We start from the raw sequence: 19,603 nt of genomic DNA, 5'->3' as shown, positions 1-19,603 counted from the left end.
AGGCCGGATCTGGTGTGACCCGGATCAGCGCGTCTTGGACTTGGGCACCGACACCAGGGTCACGCCCTCGAACTGGCCGACGACGCGGCCCAGGCTGATGACGCGGGGGTCGTTCATGGCGTCGGAGGGGCAGCCCAGCAGATCGGCGCTGTCGTCCAGCAGTTCGGAGGTGGCGAAGGTCTCGCCCAGCAGGCGGCAGGGGCCGTCCGGATAGGGATAGCCCTTTTCCATGATCCGCAGGCCTTCGGGGAAGACGAAAGGGGTGTCGCGCACGGGCCCGGTCGCGCAGCCCGCCAGCAGTCCCAGACCGGCCAGAAGCAGAATTCGACGCATGAAACGCACCCCGTTGGTAAACAGCGATCATATTGGCGGCGGCGACCGCCTTCGTCGAGACATGTGCCCGCCATGGCCAAGCTTGTCCACCATCTAGCCAGATCCGTGTGCATCGCACAAAGTGTCGGTCATGACCGACGCCAGACTGGAAATCGCCGCAGGCTTCGCCACCGCCCAGGGCCCCAAGCCCGACAATCAGGACTTTGGCGGGGTGCATCTGGGCACGGCGACGGAGCAGCGCGAGCATGGCGTCGTCGCCGTGATCGCCGACGGAGTGTCGGGATCAAAGGCCGGGCGGGCGGCGGCGGAGCTGACGACCCGCAGCTTCATCGACGGTTATCTGGATCAGAACCCGCTGAACGGGATCGCGGCGAACGGGATCAAGGCCCTGCGCGGCTTCAATCGCTGGCTCCATTCACGCGGCAAGATTGATCCGGCGATGGAGGCGGCGGCGACCACCTTCACCGCCCTGATCCTGCGCGGGCGCGAGGCGACGGCCCTGCACGTCGGCGACAGCCGCGCCTGGCATTTCCGCGACGGCGTCCTGACCCGACTGACCGAGGATCACACCCGCGCCCAGGCGGGGATGGGCCATGTGCTGTACCGCGCCGTGGGGATCGAGGCGGATGTGAAGCTGGACGTGCGCCATGTCGGCCTGCAGCCGCACGACCGGCTGCTGCTGACGACGGACGGGGCGCACGGGCTCCTGTCGGATGAAGCCATCGTGCGCCTGCTGGGGCGGCGCGGATCACCCGACGCGGACGCCAAGGCGATCGTGGCGGCGGCGACAGAGGCCGGAACCCGCGACAACGCCACCGCCATCGTCATCGACGTGGTTCAGACCGGCGCGCCTGACTGGGAGGCGATCACAGCCGAGGCCGAGGGGCTGGTCATCCAGCCCCCGCCCGAGGTCGGTGACAATGTCGATGGTTTCCACCTGACGCGGTTGGTGGCGGACGGGCGCTATACGCGGCTGTTTCTGGCGCGCGACACGCTTGCCAAGGACGGGTTGGGCGACGCCGGGGCCGTGGTGCTGAAATTCCCCAAGACCGCCGTGGTGTCCGAACGGGGCGCGCGGATCGCCTTCCTGCGCGAGGCCTTCATCGGCCGCCGCATCGACAGCCCCCATGTCGGCCGCGTTCTGACGCTGGAGACAGGGCGGCAGGGGCGGCTCTATATCGTCCAGCCCTTCTATGCCGGAACCACCCTGCATCGGCGCCTGGCCGAGGACGGACCGCCCGAGATCGCGCCGGGCATCGATATCGCCCTGAAGCTGGCGCGCGGGGTGGCGGCCCTGCATCGGGCGGGCGTGACGCACCGGGACATCAAGCCGGACAATGTGATCCTGGAGGCGGACGGCGGGCTGAAGCTGGTCGATCTGGGGGTCGCGCGCCTGCGTCGGGCCGAGGAATTCGCCGAGGCCGAGGCCCCCGGCACGCCCGGCTTCAAGGCGCCGGAAATGTTTGACGGCGAGGTCGGCGACGCCGCCACCGACCAGTTCGCCCTGGGCGTGACCCTGTATCGGCTGTTCACCAAGACCTATCCGTGGGGCGAGGTCGATCCCAGCGATGCGCCGCGTTTCGACAAGGCGCCCACCCCGCCCAGCCGCCATCGCCCGGACATGCCCGCCTGGCTGGACGCCGCCATCCTGAGAGCGATCGCCCCCAATCGGGACGACCGGTTCGACGATGTCGAGGAACTGATCCGGGTGCTGGAGACCGGCAGCGCCGCCGCCGCCCCGCCGCCGCGAACCCTGTCGCTGATCGAACGTGATCCGGTCAGATTCTGGCAGGGGGTCAGCCTGCTGCTGGTCGTGCTTTTGGCGATATCGCTGGCGACGCGTTAGCGCGCCTCAGGCCCTGCCGCCCTGGCTGGACAGTTGCGAGGCCTGGACGCCCATCTGGGCCAGGGCGCGCGTCCATTTGGTCTCGTGGTTGGTGTCGAAGATGATGTCCAGGTCCGCCTCGGCGGTCAGCCAGACGTTTTCAGCCAGTTCGTCCTCCAGCTGGCCCTCGCCCCAGCCGGCGTAACCCAGCAACAGGGTCGAGCGGCGCGGGCCGGACACATCGTCGGTCATGGCGGCCAGGGCCTCGCGCGTGCCGGTCATCGCCAGCCCCTCGCCGAACGGCAGGCTGTCGTCGCCGATCATCCAGTCGTCGGTGTGCAGCACGAAGCCGCGCTCGCGTTCGACCGGGCCGCCGACCAGCACGGCGCGGCCCACGGCCTGGGCCGGCGCGGGGGCGTCCAGCTTGTCCAGCACGGTCTTCAGGTCGATGCCGTCCACCGGGCGGTCGATGCGAAGCCCCATCGCATGATCCGACCCGTGGGCGCAGATCAGTATGACGGCGTGTTCGAACCGCGGATCGCTGATGCCGGGCATGGCGACAAGCAGACGGCCTGTCAGGGAGGAGGCGTCGGTCATAGGGGCATAATCGGGTGGTTAACGGCTGGGCGCAAGACGCTAGAGCCTGGGTTCAATCGACATTCGGTCGGTCGAAATCCTAGATCGTCATTCCGGGGCTGAGCGAAGCGAAGAACCCGGAACCTAGGGCTGCGGCGCCGTTGCTGGGCGTATTCGGCGCCGGATTGTGAGCCTTCTGGGTTCCGGGTTCGTCCTACGGACGCCCCGGAATGACGATTTGGGGTTGAATGTCGATTGCCCTTAGTCGTTTCGGCCGAACCGCTTTGCGTTCCAGCTGAAACCTGAATCGGGCTCTCGCTTAAATCTGGAGCCTGATTCACCGCGTCGATGAAATCGCGAAGCGATTCCATCCCAACGGATCAGGCTCTTGACGCTTGCGGACGCGCGGCATGGGTCTATGTGTCGCTCGCACGGTTTCATTTCCACCCAGACCTCCCCGGAGAGAGTTCATGACCATTCAGATCGGCGACCGCATCCCCGCCGCGACCCTGGCCCAGGCGACGGCTGAAGGCCCCAAGCCCGTCTCGACCGCCGAGATCTTCAACGGCAAGACCGTCGCCCTGTTCGCCGTTCCGGGCGCCTTCACCCCGACCTGCTCGGCACGCCACCTGCCGGGCTTCAAGGATCATCTGGCCGACATCCAGGCCAAGGGCGTCGACACGGTTGCCTGCATCTCGGTCAATGACGCCTTCGTCATGAAGGCCTGGGCCGAAAGCCAGGGCATCGAGGACGGCTCCATCGTCATGCTGGCCGACGGCAACGGCGAACTGACCCGCGCCCTGGGTCTGGTGCTGGACGGCTCGGGCTTCGGCCTGGGTGACCGTTCGCAGCGCTATTCCATGCTGGTCAAGGACGGCACGGTTTCGCAGCTGAACATCGAACAGGGCGGCGAGTTCAAGGTGTCGTCGGCCGAGCACCTGATCGCTCAGCTGTAAGTATTTATGCGGGTGTTTATAACTCGCTTGGATTGTGTTTTATTGACCTGATCCCCCAACTTGGCCGTCGCTCTTCCCCTGGAGCGGCGGCCTTTTGCGTTGAGCCGTGATGACCGACGTCTTCTCAGCTGAAAAGCGCAGCGCCGTGATGCGGCGGATCAAGGGGCGCGACACCGCGCCGGAACTGGCCGTGCGCCGTGTTCTGAGGGCGGCGGGCGTCGGCTATCGGCTGGGCGGATGCGGTCTGCCGGGCAGGCCCGACGTGGTGATGAAGGGGCGGCGCACCGTGATCTTCGTCCACGGTTGTTTCTGGCACGGACACGACTGCGCGCGCGGCGCCCGCCAGCCCAAGGCCAACGCCGACTACTGGATCGCCAAGATCAACCGCAACCGCGCCCGTGATGCGACGGCGCAGACGGCGCTGGAGGCGGACGGCTGGCGCGTGCTGACCGTCTGGGAGTGCCGGATGAAGACGCCGGGCTTCGACAAGGCGCTGGTCGACGCCGTTCGGGATCAGGCGGCTTCGGCGGCGTCCGACTGACCATTGGCCACATCGTTGAGCACATGCTGCAAGGCGCCGATCAGGGCGGGCGGCGTCAGGGGCTTGGGCACGAAATAGGCCATGCCCGCGGCCTGGCAGGCGGCGATGTCCTCAGGGGCGGTGTCGGCGGTCACGGCGATGATCGGGGTGCGGGCGTTGGGGCCGGTCCCGGCGCGCAGACGGCGCGTGGTCTCGCGCCCATCCAGCTCCGGCATCCGCACATCCATGAAGATCACGTCGAAGGCGGTCTCTGCGCATCGGTCCAGCGCGATCAGACCGTCGGCGGCGGTGGTGATCTCGCACCCCAGCGGCTGAAGGATCAACTGCACGGCGCGGCGGTTGATGTCGTGGTCGTCCACGACCAACAGACGCAGCGGGCGCTCTTCATCATCCTCGACAGTGTCCGGCGCATCAGCCGCAGCGTCGTCCGTCGGCGGCGCGGGCGTGTCCTGGGCGAGCGCAGGCGAGGCGGGCGCGGGGGCTGGAGCGGGGGTGTGGCCGGGAGGCTGGGCCGTGACTTCGAACTTGGTGGACGACAAGGCGCGGGCGATGGCCAGGCGTCCGTCGTCGATGGGCGCCGTCGTCGGCGCGGCGGTGCTTTCGCCCTTGGGCAGGAACAGGGAGATGGTGAACCTGGCCCCTTCGCCCGGCGCGCTGCGGGCCGTCAGACGCCCGCCCATCAACTCGACCAGATCGCGGCTGATGGCCAGGCCAAGGCCGCTGCCGCCGTGGCGGGCGCTGACGCCGTCTGCGGTCTGGTCGAAGGGGGTGAACAGGCGCTCCAGCTGTTCGGTGGTCATGCCGGGGCCGGTGTCGGCCACCTCGATCAGGATGGAATAGCCGGTCGGCTCCTCGGCCCAGGCGTCCAGCCGCAGGGTGATGGCTCCGGTCTCGGTGAATTTCATGGCATTGGACAGCAGGTTGTTCAGCACCTGACGCAGCCGCATGGGGTCGCCGCGCACCGAGGCCGGCATGTGGTTGGCGCCCTCCAGCCGCAGCCGCAGCCCCTTGGCGTCCGCCGCGCCCCGCCACAGACGCAGCGTCTGGGCCAGCATGATGCGCAGGTTGAAATCGACCGTCTCGACTGTCATCCGGCCCGCGCCGATCTTGGAATGGTCCAGCAGGTCGTCCAGCAGAGCCTTCATCATCAGGCCGGCGTCCGAGATCAGGCTGGCGTTGGCGCGCGACTGCGGGTCGCTGGCCTTCAGCTCCGACGCGCCGGTCAGGATGGCGCCGATGGGGGTGCGCAGATCATGGCCGATGGCGGCCAGGAAGGCGGTGTGGTCCGCCAGGTCCGCCTCGGCCTTGAGGCGCAGGCGGTCCGCCTCGGCGTGGATGCGAATCTGGGCCTCTGTGACCTCGCTCATCCGCTGCCAGCTGATCAGGATGTAGAGGGTGTAGAGGACGATGGAGGCGGTGACGGTGGTGATCAGGGCCGGGGTGGCGCCATAGGCGGCGGCGAAGAAGGGCGTGGCGGCCAGATAGAGCAGCTGCGGCGTGATGGTCGAGACCAGCACGGCGAGAGAGCGCGGCGAGTTCATCATGGTGAACAGCATCACCGCCGGCAGCATGACCGAGGCGCAGACGCCGCCCAAGGGGCCGCCGATCAGCCACATCGGCACCGCCAGAGACCCGAACAGGGCGGCGTTCATGAACAGGCACAGACAGCCCAGAATCTTGCGGGCCAGGCCGATCTCCTGGGGCTCAGGACGGTTGACCGGGGCGAAGACCACCAGCTCCACGCCCTGCGCCAGCGCATAAAGCACAGCCCAGCCGACGCTGATCGGCCAGCCCATCATGGGTGCGACAACAAGCGCCACACCGCAGCCCAGCGTCAGGCGCTGAACCAGGGTGCTGCGGCGATGACGGACAGCGGTCGTCCAACCGCCGGCCACCGTCTCGTCGGTGATCAGCTTAGGCATTCTAGCCCCCAAGGTGCGGCGTGTTTTCGGCCGCTTGTCCTTAAGGTCTCATAACGACACTAACGCACCGTCAACGCGAGGCGTTGACAGCCTCAGAGACTGTGGAAAACCCGTCTGCGCGCAGGCGGGCGGCCAGATCACGCTTGATGCGGCCGACCAGTCCCGGCCCTTCATAGATCATGGCGGAGTAGATCTGGACCGCAGAGGCGCCCAGCCGGATGCGGGCGTAGGCCTCGGCGCCGCTGTCGATTCCGCCGACGGCGATCAGGGGCAGGCGGCCTTCAGCAGCCTCGGCTGCGGCGCGCAGGGCCTTTTCCGCAAACGGCCGCACGGGCGCGCCGGACAGGCCGCCGGTCTCGTGCGCCTGGGCCGAGCGCAGGGTCTTGGGCCGCTCCAGCGTCGTGTTGGACACGATCAGGCCGTCGATGCGGTGCGCCAGCGAGGCCTCTACGATCATGGCGACCTCGTCAGAGATCAGGTCGGGCGCGATCTTCAGGAAGACGGGGACGCGCGCCGCGCCGTCGACCGGGCGCGCGGCGTCGATCCGGCCCAGCAGATCGTCCAGTTGCTCACGACCCTGCAGGGCGCGCAGGCCCGGCGTGTTGGGCGAGGAGATGTTGATAGTGAAGTAGGAGGCGCGTCCGGCCAGCCGTTCTAGCCCCGCGACATAGTCCGCCGCCTTGTCCTCGGTGTCCTTGTTGGCGCCCAGATTGGCCCCGACGACCACGTCTTTCGGGCGGTTGTCCAGACGGGCGGCGAAGGCGTCGAGGCCCGCGTTGTTGAAGCCCATCCGGTTGATGATCGCCCGATCTTGCGTCAGGCGGAACAGGCGCGGCTTGGGATTGCCCGGCTGGGCCCGCGGGGTGACCGAGCCGCATTCGACAAAACCGAAGCCCAGACGCGACAGGCCGCGCAGGGCCTCGCCGTTCTTGTCCAGACCGGCGGCCAGACCCACCGGATTGGGCAGGATCAGACCCGCGAGGGTCGTGTGCAGGATCGGGTCGTCTGCGGGCGGCGAGGGCAGGGGCGTGAAGGCCAGGCCCTTGATCGCCAACTGGTGCGCCGTCTCGGGGTCGAGATTGCGCAGGATGGCGCCGCCCAGGTCGATCACGCTCATGCCGCGTCCTCAAAGATGATTTCGCCGTCCGTCGTCACCGAGAGCCTGCGCGAGGCCGTGACCGCCGTGACGGACAGGGGCGCATATAGATGCGGGAACAGGGCGCCGCCGCGCGACGGCTCCCACACCAGGTCGTCGCCGAACCTGGTCAGGTCCACGCTCAGCATCAGCAGGTTGGTCTGGCCCGCATAGTGTTTGCGCAGGGTCTCGGCCAGCTGGTCCTCGGTGGACATGTGGATATAGCCGTCAGCCAGATCGACAGCCGAGCCTTCGTAGCGGCCCTCGGCCACCGCTGCCCGCCATTCGTCGGCGGCGACCACCTTGTAGGCGATGTCGGTCATTGGGCGCCCAGCGAACGCGGGGTCAGGAAGCCTTCATAGGTGCACCGCCCGGCCACATCGACGGTGAACAGGGCGGCGGCGCCCGGCGGGAAACCACCCGCCATCCGGTCCAGCACGGCGGGAGAGGCCGCGCTCTCAGTCAGGTATTCGACGGCCAGAACATGGACGCCCGGATTGTGCGCCAGCACCAGCAGGCAGCCCGCCTCTTCCTCGCAGTTTTCGACAAGGCGGCGGATCACGTCGGACGGGGCGTTGTAGAGGGCGGGCTCGTAGCGGATTTCGACGTCGCCGAAGCTGTCGTGCATCTGCTCCCAGGTCTCGCGCGTGCGGACGGCGGAGGAGATCAGGGCCAGGTCCGGCTTCAGCCCCCGTTCCGCCAGGGCGCGACCCATCAGGGCGGCTTCGCTGCGGCCGATGGAGGCCAGAGGGCGGGCTTCATCGCCGCCGGCAGGGGCGGAGGGCTGCGCCTGAGCGTGCCGCATGAGGATCAAACGATGCATGAGCCTCGCCATAAGGCCGTTCGCCTCCGCTCGCCAGTCGCCACGGTGGTCAACTCCGCGTCAGCCATCGCCATTTCAAGCGTCGGAGGCGGGGGTGCGGGCGATGGGCTGGGGCGTCAGGTTCGGATTGCGGACGCGCTGGGCATGGCCGCTGGGCCGCAGTCGGGCATAGGTCTGACGCGACGCCTCCAGCAGGATCAGGCCCGCCGCGCCCGGCGCGACACGACGTCCCACCTGTTCGAACCCGTCCGCCAGCGACAGCAGCGGCGTCCACGGCGGCACATACAGGGTCTGGGACCAGGCTGCGGGCTCCAGCCCCGCTTCGCGCACCAGCCGCTCCAGCTGGCGGCGGGTGAAGGGGCGCCCGTGGCCGAAGGGGGTGTTCTCGGCTCTGGCCCACAGGCCGCCGCGCGCCGCCGCGACCAGGATGATCCGCCCCGTCGGCGCCAGCGCCCGCACGGCCTCGGTCAGCAGGGCGGCGGGATCATCCGCCTCTTCCAGCGCATGGATCAGCAGGATGCGGTCGAACGAACCGGCGGCGAAGGGCAGGCGGCGGTCATCGACCAGCAGGGTGCGGTTGCGCCCGACCGTGGGCCATTGTTCGACGCCCTGACCGCCCGGCATGGCCGCGACCACGCGGCGGGCGCCGACAAAAGCGTCCAGCCAGGGCGTGGCGTATCCGATGCCCAGAACATCGCTGTTGGTCGCCTCGCCCCAGGCGTCGTTCAGGCGTCGCGCCAGCAGCCGACGCACCAGCGCGCCGGTCGGTTCGCCGTAGAAGGTTCGAAGCTCGTCGATGCTGCGCCGCATGGGATCACTATAGGCCGCAGATGGGCGGGACTGCTAGAATGCGCGCATGACCCTGGATGTTCACCTGTTTGCCTGCCGCAGCGACAACTACGGCTTTCTGATCCGCGATACGGCCACCGGCCAGGTCGCCACGGTCGATACGCCGGACGCGGCGCGGATTCTGGAGGAGTTAGAGAAACTGGGCTGGGGGCGGCTGGACCTGATCCTGAACACCCACTGGCACCCAGACCACACCGAGGGCAACGAGCGGCTGAAGGCGCAGACCGGCTGCGAGATCGTGGGGCCGGAAGAGGTGCGCCGCGTCGCCCCGCTGGACCGCGTGGTCGCAGGCGGGGATGTGGTCGAACTGGGCCAGACGCGGTTCGAGGTGACGGACACGCCCGGCCATACCCAGGGCCACGTCGTCTTCCGTTCGGTCGAGGAGGGCGCGGCCTTCGTCGGCGACACCCTGTTCGCCCTGGGCTGCGGACGCATCTTCGAGGGCTCGCCTGAACAGATGTGGTCCAGCCTGCAGACCCTGGCCGCCTGGCCGCCCGAGACGGTGATCTGGTGCGCCCACGAATATACGGCGGCCAACGCCCGTTTCACCCTGACGCTGGATGACCGGCCCGAGATGCAGGCCTATGCCGAGACGATCTTTGCGGCGCGTGAACGGGGCGAGGCCACTGTGCCGACCACGATCGCGACGGAGCTGAAGTTCAATCCGTTCCTGCGGGCCAGGGACGCCGCCGACTTCGCCGCGCGTCGGGCGGCCAAGGACGGCTTCTGATCCGGATCAGCTCGGCATCAGGGCGCGGATCACCAAGGCTGATGACGGACGTCCGCTGACGCCGCGCGCCGGATCGACGATGACCCGCAGTTCGCCGCGCATATAGGTGACCGAGGCGCGGTCGCCCTCGGCGATGGTGATCTTGCGCAGGCGGCTGACCTGTTCGCGGGTCGAGGGGCTGCGGGCCACGCGGATCACGGCGTCGGTGGTGACGATCAAGGCCTCGACGCACAGGGCCTCGGACTGGCTGCCCGCCAGGTCGATCTGGATCAGACGGCCCAGCGCCTCGCTGACCAGGCCGCTGCGGCGGGCCATCAGGTTGAACAGCTGGATCGGACCCAGGTCCGGCGTCTCCAGGCGCGTGGCCTCGCCCGCCAGCGAGACGGGCGACCCCTGGGGCGTGCGTGTCGAATACAGGGTGATGCCGCCGTCGGAGGTGACGCGCAGAATCTGGTCGCCGTTGTCGTTGCGGTAGATGATGTCGCCGCGCGGGGCGGCGGTCGGCCGCAGCACCCAGACCTCTGCGGACCGCTCGAACCGCAGCAGCGGTCGGGGGCCCGAGCTGTCCAGCACGAACGCCTGCCCGGCGCCGGAGACATAGCGTCCGCTCTCCGGCGTGCTGCGACGTGTCTGCGCCGCCGCATCGCACGCATAGATTGTGAGGGCGAGTGTCAGCAAGGCGACGATGGCGGTGAGCCCCATCGCCGTCAGGCCTGGCGATTTTTTCGCCGTGACAGTCGCCGTCAACTTCATGAGACTTTGGATGAAACCCGCACGAGGCGGATTTTAGGCGAAGGTGCGATTCAGCCGACCAGGTATTGACCGCCGTTCAACGAGAGTGTGCAGCCTGTGACATATCCGGCACGCTCTCCGACCAGCCAGGACACCATGTCGGCGATCTCCTCGCCCTTGCCCAGTCGCCCGACGGGAATCTGGCTGATGATGGCGTCCAGCACCTTGGCGTCCATGGCGCCGACCATTTCGGTGTCGATATAGCCGGGCGCGATGCAGTTGACGGTGACGCCCTTGCGCGCGTTCTCCAGCGCCAGCGCCTTGGTGAAGCCGATCATCCCGGCCTTGGCGGCGGAATAGTTGGTCTGGCCGATCTGGCCCTTCTGGCCGTTGATCGAGGAGATGTTGACGATGCGGCCGTGGCCCCGGTCGCGCATGCCGTTGATGACCTGGCGCGTCATGTTGAAGACGCTGTCCATATTGACGCGGATCACGTCGGACCATTGGTCGTGGCTCATCTTGTGGAAGAAGCCGTCGCGGGTGATGCCCGCATTATTGACCAGGATATCGATGGGACCCAGCTGGTCCTCGACCTCCTTCACCGCGCGGGCGCAGTCTTCGAAACTGCCGACATTGCCCTTTACGACGGTGACGCCCAGCGCCTTGGCCGTCGCCTGCGCGGCCTCGTCATTGCCGGAATAGCCGGCGGCGACGCTGATGCCGTCCTCGCTCAGTCTTTGAACAATGGCCTTGCCGATGCCCCTGGTGCCGCCGGTCACGAAAGCTACGCGCGCCATGATTGTTCCTTGTCCCTTGTTGCCCGTCTGTGCGGGATCACAGGCTTAAAGGTGTAACGACGCACAGGTTGCGCGCAAGAACCGATTTCCGTTACGGAAACCGGCTCCTTCAGCATCTTGGCTCAGACGGACGTTTGGCCGCAGGCTCAGGCGGCCAGTTTCTCCATGTCCAGCACGAAGCGGTAGCGGACGTCGGATTTCTCCATCCGCTCATAGGCCTCGTTGATCCGGTCGGGCGCGATCAGTTCAATGTCGCAGGCGATGCCGTGCTCGGCGCAGAAGTCCAGCATCTCCTGCGTCTCGCGGATGCCCCCGATCAGCGACCCGGCGATGCGGCGGCGGCGGCGAAGCAGCGGCAGGGCGAAGACCGGCAGGCCCTCGGTCGTCAGACCCAACATGACCATGGTGCCGTCGCGCGCCAGCAGTTGAACATGGCTGGCGATCTCGTGCGTCGCCGAGACCGTGTTGATGATCAGGTCGAACTTCTCGGCCGCCGCCTTCATCGCATCCTTGTCGGAGTTGATCAGGAAATATTTGGCGCCCATCCGCTCGGCGTCGGCCTTCTTGCGGTCCGAGGTCGACAGAACCGTGACCTCGGCGCCCAGGGCGGCGGCCAGCTTGACCGCCATGTGGCCCAGCCCGCCCAGGCCGATCACCGCGACCTTGGATCCTGGCCCGACCTTCCACTCCCTCAGCGGCGACCAGGTGGTGATGCCCGCGCACAGCAGGGGCGCTGCGGCGTCCAGCGGCAGGCTGTCGGGGATGCGCAGCACATAGTTCTGATCGACCACGATGGCGTCGGAATATCCGCCCTGGGTGATGGTCTGGCCGACGGGGGCGCCCTTGGGGTCGGGCGAGCCATAGGTCTGGGTCATGCCCGGCACGCAGTACTGCTCCTCGCCCTCGACACAGGCGGGGCAGGTGCGGCAGCTGTCGACCATGCAGCCCACGCCCACGCGGTCGCCTTCCTTGAAACGGGTGACATTGGCGCCGACCGCCGTGACCACGCCCGCGATCTCGTGACCCGGCACGATAGGATAGCGCGTGCCGCCCAGATCATTCTTGGCGATATGCAGGTCCGAATGGCAGACGCCCGAATATTTAATGGCGATGGCCACATCGTCCGGCCCCGGATCGCGCCGCTCGAAGCTGTAGGGCGACAGCGGCTGGTCGGAAGCGGTCGCGGCGAAGGCGCGCGTGGCGATCGGCATGGGGAAGTCCTTCAGGCTTGGCGGGAAGCGACCCTCAGATGTGGCCCGCCCTGACCGACCGCAAGACGGCTGCGGTCTATTTCAGCTTCGCGATCAGCGCCTGGGCCGCCGCCGGGTTGCGCACCTTAGCGCCCGAGATGAAGTAGGCGAAGACGTCGCCGCGCTTGGCCCAGGCCTTGGCCTGTTTCGCCACGGCGTCCAGTTCGGCGCCGGTCATGCCAGTGGGTTCGTCCTCGCGGCTGGACATCAGGCGGGCGTAGGTGAAGTCGGCGGTCGCCTCGTCGATCTGGGGCCAGGTCGGCTCCTCGTCGTCGACGGCATAGACGATGGCCGCGCCGTACTGGCGGGCCAGATCATAGAATTGTTCGGTGGCGAAGCTGGGGTTGCGAACCTCCAGCGCGTGCCGCAGCCGCACCCCGTCCTTCTCCTTGGGCAACAGCTTCAGGAAGCCTTCGAAATCCACGGGGTCGAACTTTTTCGTGCCCATGAACTGCCAGTTGATCGGCCCCAGCTTGTCGCCCAGCTCCGTCAGGCCCTGCGACAGGAATTTGTCGAAGCTTTCGCCGCCTTCGGCCAGCACCTTGCGGTTGGTGCAGTAGCGGCTGGCCTTGACGGAAAAGACGAAACCGGCGGGGGTCTCGTCACGCCATTTGCGCCAGCTGTCGGGCTTGAAGGTCGAATAATAGGTGCCGTTAATCTCGATCGAGGTCAGCTTGGACGCGGCGTATTCCAGCTCGCGCTTCTGGACCAGGCCGTCGGGATAGAAGACCCCGCGCCACGGTTCGAACGTCCAGCCGCCGATGCCTGCATAGATGGAACCTGACATGGCCGCGCCTCTTTGATCGCCGCTGAAATGATCCTCTGTCGATACTGCAACCGGCGAGGCGAGGAAACGGTTCGCGGTTTTAGGGCCTGATCGATAGCGGGATCACGGGGCGGCGGGCTGCGACGGCGTCGTCGATGCTGTTACGGGCGATGAGGCTTCGTTCAGGCTGTTGGCCGCCATCCTCTGCGGCAGAGCAATGCTGAGGGCCGCCAAGGCGATATATATGGCGACGTGCAGCCCGACCGTCGTGGCGAACAGCCAGGCGCGGCGAGTCAGGGCCGCTGGCACGATCAGCGCCAGATACAGCAACTGGTTCTGGCCATAGATGAGCAGCAGATGCGTGGCGTCCGCCTGCCCCCATTTCATCCAGATGGTCGCCCCGGTCATCAGCAGATTGGTCAGAACCAGCAACAGCAGCACGGCCCGCTTGTTGGCCCAGAAATGCTGGTCCATGCTGGCGACGCGGTCCTCGGCGTCGGGGAAGATCAGGCTGGCGGCGATGAAATAGATCAGGGCCACCACCAGACCCGCCACCAGCAGGCCATAGCTGTAGGGGGCGTTATTGAAACTGACCCAGGCCGAGTCCCAGAAGGTCACGATGTCCAGCGCCGCGAACACCGCCAGCAGCGGCGTCTTCCAGCCGATCGGGATGGATTTGCGATGCTTGAAGGCGCGGGCGGCGCCCGTGGCCATGACGGCGACCGACAGGCCCAGGATCAGGCCGTAGAAACTGAAAAAGAACTCGAACGCGGTCACTTCGCTTATCCCCCATGACGAGCCGCAGCCTTAGGCGCAGACGCGGCGTTTCGTCACTCAAAACCCGTTAGGCTGATGCGATGATTCTGCCCGTCCTTCTGTCCGTTCTGCTGCAGGTCGGCGCCGCGCCGACCGCCGAGGCTCAGTTCCAGCCGTTGAAACGCGACGACGACTTCGCCTGCACGGCCGATGGCCGCTGGTGCGTGGGCCTGCTGGAGGGGGTGGCGGGCGACGATACGGCTGTGCGGCCCGTGGTGCGCGCTGGCGGCTCCGCCCTGCCGGGCGCGACGGGCGCCGTGAGCTATGGTCAGGAAAGCCATCAGCCTTGGAACGGCCTGATGTCGCTGGCCGACGGCGGGTTTCTGGCCGGTGTCGATGTGGGCTCCAGCGCCATGTATTCCGGCGGCGGGGGACAGGCGTCGACGGTGGCGCTGTATCGTCTGGATGCGGCGGGCGACGCGATGGGCGGCCCGGTCCTGACCGTTCCGGTCATGTCATCCGTGCTTATCCGCGCCTGTTTCGGCGAAAAGGACATGGAGCAGCGCGCCGGGGCCTGCCACGACGAATACAGTTTCGAAGGCAAGCTGACGGCGGCGCCGAACGCCGGGTCCGGCGTCATGCCGACCCTGATCTATGCGACCACCGCGACCGCCTTTCCGCGCGGCGTGTCGCGGTCCAAGGATTCGCTGGAGAACCCGCCGCTGAAGCCTGCCGATCTGGTCGCCACGCGTGATCCGACCTGCAGTTTCGAACGCCGCTTCACCTTCGACGCTGCGACCGGCGTCTATCAACCCGACCGCCCCTTGCCGGACTGTTCCGACTATACGGTTCCGTAAGGCTCAGTACGCGAAGTCGGCGTAGATCCGCTTCACATCGCCCTGCCAGGCGCCGTGGTACAGGTCCAGCAGGCGTTCGGCCGGGGTGATCCCGCTGTCGGCGATGTCTTCCAGTTCGGACAGATAGCCGCGCTCGTCCACCATGCCGCCCGAGAATTTGGCGCGGTTCTTCAAGCCCTGTTTGGCGATGTTGACCAGGTCGACGGCGATGTCGCGCACGCTGCGGCCCGCGACTTCCGCTTTCAGACCTAACCGGGTCACGTCGCGGCGCAGGCGTTCGTGGTCGGCGATGTCCCAGTCCTTGACCAGATCCCAGGCCGCGGCCAGCGACGGGGCGTCGTACAGGACCCCGGCCCACAGGGCGGGCAGGGCGCAGATGCGGCTCCAGGGACCGCCGTCGGCGCCGCGCATCTCCAGATAGGCCTTCAGCCGCACCTCGGGGAAGAGGGTGGTCAGATGGTCGTTCCAGTCCTTGATGGTCGGATATTCGCCGGGCAGGGCAGGCAGTTTGCCCGCCTGGAAATCACGGAACGACTGGCCAGAGGCGTCAACGTAATGGCCGCCCCGCTTGGCGAAATACATCGGCGTGTCCAGAGCGTAGTCGGCGTAGCGCTCAAACCCGAAGCCGTCGTCGTACACAAAGCCCAGCATGCCCGTGCGGTCGGCGTCGGTGTCGGTCCAGACATTGGCGCGGGCCGACAGGAAGCCGTTGGGCCGTCCCTCGGTGAAGGGCGAACAGGCGAACAGGGCCGTGGCGATGGGCTGCAGCGCCAGCGAGGTGCGGAACTTCAGCACCATGTCGGCTTCGCTGTCGAAATCCAGGTTCGCCTGGATGGTGCAGGTGCGCAGCATCATGTCCAGGCCCAGCGACCCGACCTTGGGCATATAGGCGCGCATGATGTCGTAACGGCCCTTGGGCATCACCGGCACCTGCTCGCGGGTCCACAGCGGGTCGAACCCGGCGCCCAGGAAGCCCACGCCGATCTGATCGGCGACCTGTTTGACCTCCATCAGATGCTGGCCGGTCTCGTTGCAGATGTCGTGGATGGTCAGAAGCGGCGCGCCCGACAGCTCCAGCTGGCCGCCCGGCTCCAGGCTGACGGAGGCGGTGAAGCCCTCGTTGTTCTTGCGTTCCAGACCGATCAGGACGCCATTTTCCTCGACCGGCGCCCAGCCGAAGCGCTGCAGGCCTTCCAGCATGGCCTTGATGCCGTTCGCGCCTTCATAGGCGGGACGCGCCAGGGTGGTCTTGTCGAAGCCGAACTTCTCGTGCTCGGCGCCGATGCGCCATTGATCCTTGGGCTTGGCGCCCTTGGACATGGCCTCGATCAGGGCGTCCCGGGTCAGCGGCGCGTTTTCGGACATGCAGTATAGCCCCTCTCCGGCGCAACCATCGCGACGGCGTGTCGCGCTAGATGGGCGAGGTTGTCGCCATGCTCAAGGGGGCGGGCTTTCTTTCCCTAACGCTCGCCGCGCGGCGGCTCGCTGCTTGAGGGCGCACTTATCGTTCCCAATCGCCAACAGCCGCCTGCCAAAGCGTCATGGCGGCGATGGCGGCGGTGTCGGCGCGCAGGATGCGCGGGCCCAGTGAAACGGCGGTGGTGAAGGGCAGGGACCGCAGCCGCTCGCCTTCTTCCGGCGAGAAACCGCCCTCGGGGCCGATCAGGATGGACCAGGGGCCTTCGCCTGCCTCACGCAGCGCGGTCATCGCTGGCGCGCCGCCGGTTTCGTCGCAGAACATCAGGCGGCGGCCGTCCTCCCAGCCGTCCAGAACCGCATCCAGCTTGACCGGATCATCGACGACGGGAACATCCAGACGCCCGGTCTGTTCGGCGGCCTCCTCGGCGATGGCGTCCAGCCGGTCCAGGCGGATGCGGTCGGCGTTGGTGCGTTTGGTCAGGACCAGCCGCACGCGGCGCGCGCCCAGTTCGGCGGCCTTCTCCACGATGGTCTCGACGCGGGCCTTCTTCACCACCGCGACGATCAACTCCAGATCGGGGCCATAGGTCTGGGGCCGCACCTGTTCCTCGGCGCGCAGGATGACGCCCTTCTTCAGCACCTCGGCGACGGAGGCGCGCCATTCGCCGTGACGGCCGTTGAACACCAACAGGTCGTCGCCGACCTTCAGCCGCATCACCTGGGTCAGATAACGGGACTGGTCCAGCGTGGGCGCGACGGGGGCGGCGGGCGCAAGGTCGCCCTGAACATGCAGACGGATCATGGCGCGTGCATATCGCGGTTTCGGCGCCTGAACCAATCCCTGACGGCGGGTTCGCAGCCGATGTGGAACGTCGCGCCGCGCCTGGCGTTTGTCTGGCCATGTTCACAACCTTGGCTGTTGCCGCGCGCGACCGAAAACGTCTGACGGAGATATCGGGCATCGCGGCCCGTTTCGGGCTGGGCGCCGTCCTGGCGCGGCTGGGTCTGGGCGGGGGCGGCGCGGACGACGAGGGGGGCGAGCCGCTGTCGCGCCGCACGCGTCAGGCGCTGGAGGCGCTGGGGCCGACCTTCATCAAACTGGGTCAGATCCTGTCGACGCGGTCCGACCTTTTGCCCCCGGACTGGATCGAAGAGTTCGAGCAGTTGCAGAGCAACGGCGTGACGCTGGATTTCGACGTCCTGCGCCCGGACGTTGAGGCCGCCCTGGGCGGGCCCCCCGAGCTGGTCTTCGCCCGGTTCGATGTGACGCCTCTGGCCGCCGCCTCCATCGCACAGGTCCACCGCGCGGCCCTGCAGGACGGAACCGAGGTGGTGCTCAAGATCCGCCGCCCCGGCGTTCGTCCCCGCGTCGAGGCCGACCTGCGCCTGATCGCCGAACTGGCGCGCAAGGCTGAGCAGGCCAGCGCCGAGATCGCCCGCTACCGCCCCCGCGCCCTGGTCGCCCAGCTGTCCGAAGCCATGCTGGACGAGCTGGATTTCACCACCGAGGGACGCAACACCGACCGCTTCGCCGCCGACTTCGCGCATAATCGCGATGTGGTCATTCCCGCCGTCCATTGGGACTACACCACGGACCGGGTGCTGGTTCAGGACTATCTGGACGGGATTGCGCCGATCGACGCCGAGCGGCTGCGGGCGGGGGGCGTCGATCCTCATCGGCTGGCCCAGATCGGGGCGGACGCGGTTCTGGACATGGTTCTGGTCAACGGGCGGTTCCACGCCGACCCGCATCCCGGCAACCTCCGGGGCATGGCGGGCGACCGGGTGGGGCTGCTGGACTTCGGCATGGTGGGCACGGTCACGCCACGTCGCCGGGCCGAACTGATCAGCTTTGTCCAGGCGCTGGCAGGCAGCGACGCCGAGCGGATGGCCGAGGTCCTGGCTGACTGGACCGAGGGGGCCGATGTCCCGTCTCAAAGCCTGACGGCAGGCGCGGAGCGGCTGATCGCGCGCCACGGCAATGGGGATGTCGATCTGCCCGCCATCGTCGCCGACCTGATGGCCCTGATGCGTCAGGAGCGGGTCTCGGCGCCGCCGGACCTGATGCTGATCCTCAAGGCCCTGGTCACCATCGAAGGGGTGCTGTCGCGCGTCGATCCCCAGTTTGATCTGGTGCGGGCGATGAGCGGCGCCTGGAAGCGGGTGGTGTTCTCGCGGCGCAGTCTGGGAGCGGTGCAGAACCAGGTGATCGGCGCCCTTCTGGACCTGTCTGCGTCAGGCGGCGACCTGCCGCGCCTCATCCGCGCGGTGTCGCGGCGTCTGCTGGATGATCCGGGCAGGCAGGCCGGGGCTTCCGACCGGCAGACAGCTGAGGCCGTGACGAAGGCCGGGCGCTGGATCGGCGTGTCGATCCTGGGCGCGGGCGGGATGATCGCCCTGGCCCTGATCGCAGGGGCGTGGTTGGGCCGCTGAGGCGGTCAGGTCAGGTGATAGCGGACGGGGGCGATAGGGTCCGGCAGAGGGCGCACGCCCATGGCGTCCAGCAGTTCGCGCTCGACCGTGCGGCTCATGGCGTCCAGCGCCAGGTCGTTGTCGTCCTCGCCGAACGGGTCTTCCAGTTCATCGCCCAACGCATCCAGACCAAAGAAGGCATAGCCGACGATGACGCTGAGCAGCGGCGTCCACCAGCCCAGCGCCGGGGCCAGGGCGAAGGGCAGGAACAGACAGAACAGATGCGCCGTCCGGTGCAGCAGCAGCGAATAGGCGAAGGGCAGGGGCGTGTTCTTGATCCGCTCGCACGCCGCCTGAACATGGGTCAGCTCGCCCAGCCGCAGCTCCAGCACCGAATAATGGATCGGCGTCAGCCGCTCATCCTGCATCAGTCGGCCCAGACGGTCCCCGACCTGCGACAGGGCGGCGTCGGTGGGATTGGGGCGGTCGGCGGCGACGCCTGCGCTCCACGGGGCGATGGCGACAACCTCATCGTTTCCGCGCAGCCGGGCGTTCAGGCCGTAGGTGAAGCCGATCAGGCCGCGCAGCATCGGCTCGCGTTCCGGCGCGGACAGGGTGGAGGTCTGGCGGGCGAAGCCCCGGCAGGCGATGATCAGCTCGCCCCACAGCTTGCGCGCCTCCCACCAACGGTCGTAGCAGGCGTTGTTGCGGAAGCTCATGAAGATCGAAAGCGCCAGCCCGATCAGGGCGAAGGGCGTGGCGCTGAGCTGTCCGACCAGTCCGGGCCAGCGCTGGGTCAGCCAGACGGCCAGAGCTGAAACCGCCGTCATGGCCGCCAGCCGCCAGATGATGCGCGGCAGGATCGAGCCGCGCAGCGCAAAGGCGATCTCGAACAGCGTAGGTTTGGCGCGGACGATCATGCAG

21 protein-coding genes are annotated in these 19,603 nt (G+C 67.6%); 6 read left to right on the top strand and 15 right to left on the bottom strand.

Features of this window, described 5'->3' with window-relative positions:
* Positions 1-24: 24 nt before the first annotated feature.
* On the bottom strand, positions 25-333 hold the full coding sequence (locus KWG56_RS11450) for a hypothetical protein (RefSeq protein ID WP_219354854.1): 309 nt from the start codon (positions 331-333) through the stop codon (positions 25-27).
* 130 nt (positions 334-463) lie between these two features.
* Between KWG56_RS11450 and KWG56_RS11445 the strand changes: the two genes are divergently transcribed.
* Positions 464-2,179: a bifunctional protein-serine/threonine kinase/phosphatase gene (locus KWG56_RS11445; protein ID WP_219354853.1), complete on the top strand. Its 1,716-nt coding sequence runs from the start codon at positions 464-466 to the stop codon at positions 2,177-2,179.
* Positions 2,180-2,185: 6 nt separating this feature from the next.
* Here the strand turns inward: KWG56_RS11445 and KWG56_RS11440 are convergent, their stop codons facing one another.
* Positions 2,186-2,755, bottom strand: coding sequence for a YqgE/AlgH family protein (locus tag KWG56_RS11440; RefSeq protein ID WP_219354852.1), 570 nt, complete (start codon positions 2,753-2,755; stop codon positions 2,186-2,188).
* Positions 2,756-3,204: 449 nt separating this feature from the next.
* Here KWG56_RS11440 and KWG56_RS11435 point away from each other — a divergent pair, with 449 nt between their 5' ends.
* Complete coding sequence (locus KWG56_RS11435) at positions 3,205-3,690, top strand: peroxiredoxin (protein WP_201096537.1); 486 nt, start codon at positions 3,205-3,207, stop codon at positions 3,688-3,690.
* Positions 3,691-3,799: 109 nt separating this feature from the next.
* Positions 3,800-4,231, top strand: a complete 432-nt coding sequence (locus KWG56_RS11430; protein ID WP_219354851.1) for a very short patch repair endonuclease — start codon at positions 3,800-3,802, stop codon at positions 4,229-4,231.
* Here the strand turns inward: KWG56_RS11430 and KWG56_RS11425 are convergent.
* The 5 genes from KWG56_RS11425 to KWG56_RS11405 form a co-directional block, all read right to left on the bottom strand.
* Positions 4,204-6,153 (bottom strand): hybrid sensor histidine kinase/response regulator, encoded by a 1,950-nt coding sequence (locus KWG56_RS11425; protein WP_219354850.1) that lies wholly within the window; start codon positions 6,151-6,153, stop codon positions 4,204-4,206. The two genes, KWG56_RS11430 and KWG56_RS11425, sit on opposite strands and share 28 nt — an antisense overlap.
* 70 nt (positions 6,154-6,223) lie before the next feature.
* Positions 6,224-7,270, bottom strand: coding sequence for a quinone-dependent dihydroorotate dehydrogenase (locus KWG56_RS11420; RefSeq protein WP_219354849.1), 1,047 nt, complete (start codon positions 7,268-7,270; stop codon positions 6,224-6,226).
* Complete coding sequence (locus KWG56_RS11415; protein WP_219354848.1) at positions 7,267-7,611, bottom strand: DUF952 domain-containing protein; 345 nt, start codon at positions 7,609-7,611, stop codon at positions 7,267-7,269. The genes KWG56_RS11420 and KWG56_RS11415 overlap by 4 nt, the downstream gene beginning before the upstream one ends.
* The gene (locus KWG56_RS11410; protein ID WP_219354847.1) at positions 7,608-8,111 is read right to left on the bottom strand and encodes a SixA phosphatase family protein; all 504 of its coding nucleotides are present in this window, start codon (positions 8,109-8,111) and stop codon (positions 7,608-7,610) included. Before KWG56_RS11410 ends, KWG56_RS11415 begins: the two co-directional genes overlap by 4 nt.
* A 75-nt stretch (positions 8,112-8,186) precedes the next feature.
* On the bottom strand, positions 8,187-8,921 hold the full coding sequence (locus tag KWG56_RS11405) for a class I SAM-dependent methyltransferase (protein ID WP_219354846.1): 735 nt from the start codon (positions 8,919-8,921) through the stop codon (positions 8,187-8,189).
* Between the two features lie 46 nt (positions 8,922-8,967).
* Between KWG56_RS11405 and gloB the strand changes: the two genes are divergently transcribed.
* Positions 8,968-9,690: a hydroxyacylglutathione hydrolase gene (gene gloB, locus KWG56_RS11400; RefSeq protein WP_219354845.1), complete on the top strand. Its 723-nt coding sequence runs from the start codon at positions 8,968-8,970 to the stop codon at positions 9,688-9,690.
* 6 nt (positions 9,691-9,696) lie between these two features.
* Here gloB and KWG56_RS11395 read toward each other — a convergent pair whose 3' ends face one another.
* The 5 genes from KWG56_RS11395 to KWG56_RS11375 all read right to left on the bottom strand — a co-directional run bounded on the left by KWG56_RS11395 (position 9,697) and on the right by KWG56_RS11375 (position 14,012).
* Complete coding sequence (locus KWG56_RS11395; protein ID WP_236261008.1) at positions 9,697-10,392, bottom strand: DUF4908 domain-containing protein; 696 nt, start codon at positions 10,390-10,392, stop codon at positions 9,697-9,699.
* A gap of 101 nt (positions 10,393-10,493) precedes the next feature.
* Positions 10,494-11,219 carry an acetoacetyl-CoA reductase gene (gene phbB / locus KWG56_RS11390; protein WP_201096553.1) on the bottom strand — a complete coding sequence of 242 codons (726 nt, stop codon included), beginning with the start codon at positions 11,217-11,219 and terminating at the stop codon, positions 10,494-10,496.
* 146 nt (positions 11,220-11,365) lie between these two features.
* Positions 11,366-12,430, bottom strand: a complete 1,065-nt coding sequence (locus KWG56_RS11385) for an NAD(P)-dependent alcohol dehydrogenase (protein WP_219354844.1) — start codon at positions 12,428-12,430, stop codon at positions 11,366-11,368.
* Positions 12,431-12,506: 76 nt separating this feature from the next.
* A complete protein-coding gene (locus KWG56_RS11380) occupies positions 12,507-13,256 on the bottom strand; it encodes a DUF72 domain-containing protein (RefSeq protein ID WP_219354843.1) in 750 nt (249 codons plus the stop codon).
* Positions 13,257-13,358: 102 nt separating this feature from the next.
* Positions 13,359-14,012 (bottom strand): hypothetical protein, encoded by a 654-nt coding sequence (locus KWG56_RS11375; protein WP_219354842.1) that lies wholly within the window; start codon positions 14,010-14,012, stop codon positions 13,359-13,361.
* 80 nt (positions 14,013-14,092) lie between these two features.
* Between KWG56_RS11375 and KWG56_RS11370 the strand changes: the two genes are divergently transcribed.
* Entirely contained in the window at positions 14,093-14,848 is a 756-nt protein-coding gene (locus KWG56_RS11370; RefSeq protein WP_219354841.1) for a hypothetical protein, read from the top strand.
* Between the two features lie 3 nt (positions 14,849-14,851).
* Here KWG56_RS11370 and KWG56_RS11365 read toward each other — a convergent pair whose 3' ends face one another.
* Both KWG56_RS11365 and KWG56_RS11360 read right to left on the bottom strand, forming a co-directional pair.
* The gene (locus KWG56_RS11365) at positions 14,852-16,213 is read right to left on the bottom strand and encodes a glutamate--cysteine ligase (RefSeq protein ID WP_201096561.1); all 1,362 of its coding nucleotides are present in this window, start codon (positions 16,211-16,213) and stop codon (positions 14,852-14,854) included.
* A 136-nt stretch (positions 16,214-16,349) separates the two neighbouring features.
* Positions 16,350-17,069, bottom strand: a complete 720-nt coding sequence (locus KWG56_RS11360) for a 16S rRNA (uracil(1498)-N(3))-methyltransferase (RefSeq protein ID WP_219354840.1) — start codon at positions 17,067-17,069, stop codon at positions 16,350-16,352.
* A gap of 98 nt (positions 17,070-17,167) precedes the next feature.
* Here KWG56_RS11360 and KWG56_RS11355 point away from each other — a divergent pair, with 98 nt between their 5' ends.
* Positions 17,168-18,700, top strand: a complete 1,533-nt coding sequence (locus KWG56_RS11355; protein WP_219354839.1) for an ABC1 kinase family protein — start codon at positions 17,168-17,170, stop codon at positions 18,698-18,700.
* 5 nt (positions 18,701-18,705) lie between these two features.
* Here the strand turns inward: KWG56_RS11355 and KWG56_RS11350 are convergent, their stop codons facing one another.
* On the bottom strand, positions 18,706-19,599 hold the full coding sequence (locus KWG56_RS11350) for a bestrophin family protein (RefSeq protein WP_219354838.1): 894 nt from the start codon (positions 19,597-19,599) through the stop codon (positions 18,706-18,708).
* Positions 19,600-19,603: the final 4 nt, after the last annotated feature.

It is taken from the genome of Brevundimonas nasdae (assembly GCF_019395145.1).
GTDB lineage: Bacteria > Pseudomonadota > Alphaproteobacteria > Caulobacterales > Caulobacteraceae > Brevundimonas > Brevundimonas nasdae.
This window is presented reverse-complemented; position numbering and strand designations above follow the sequence as displayed.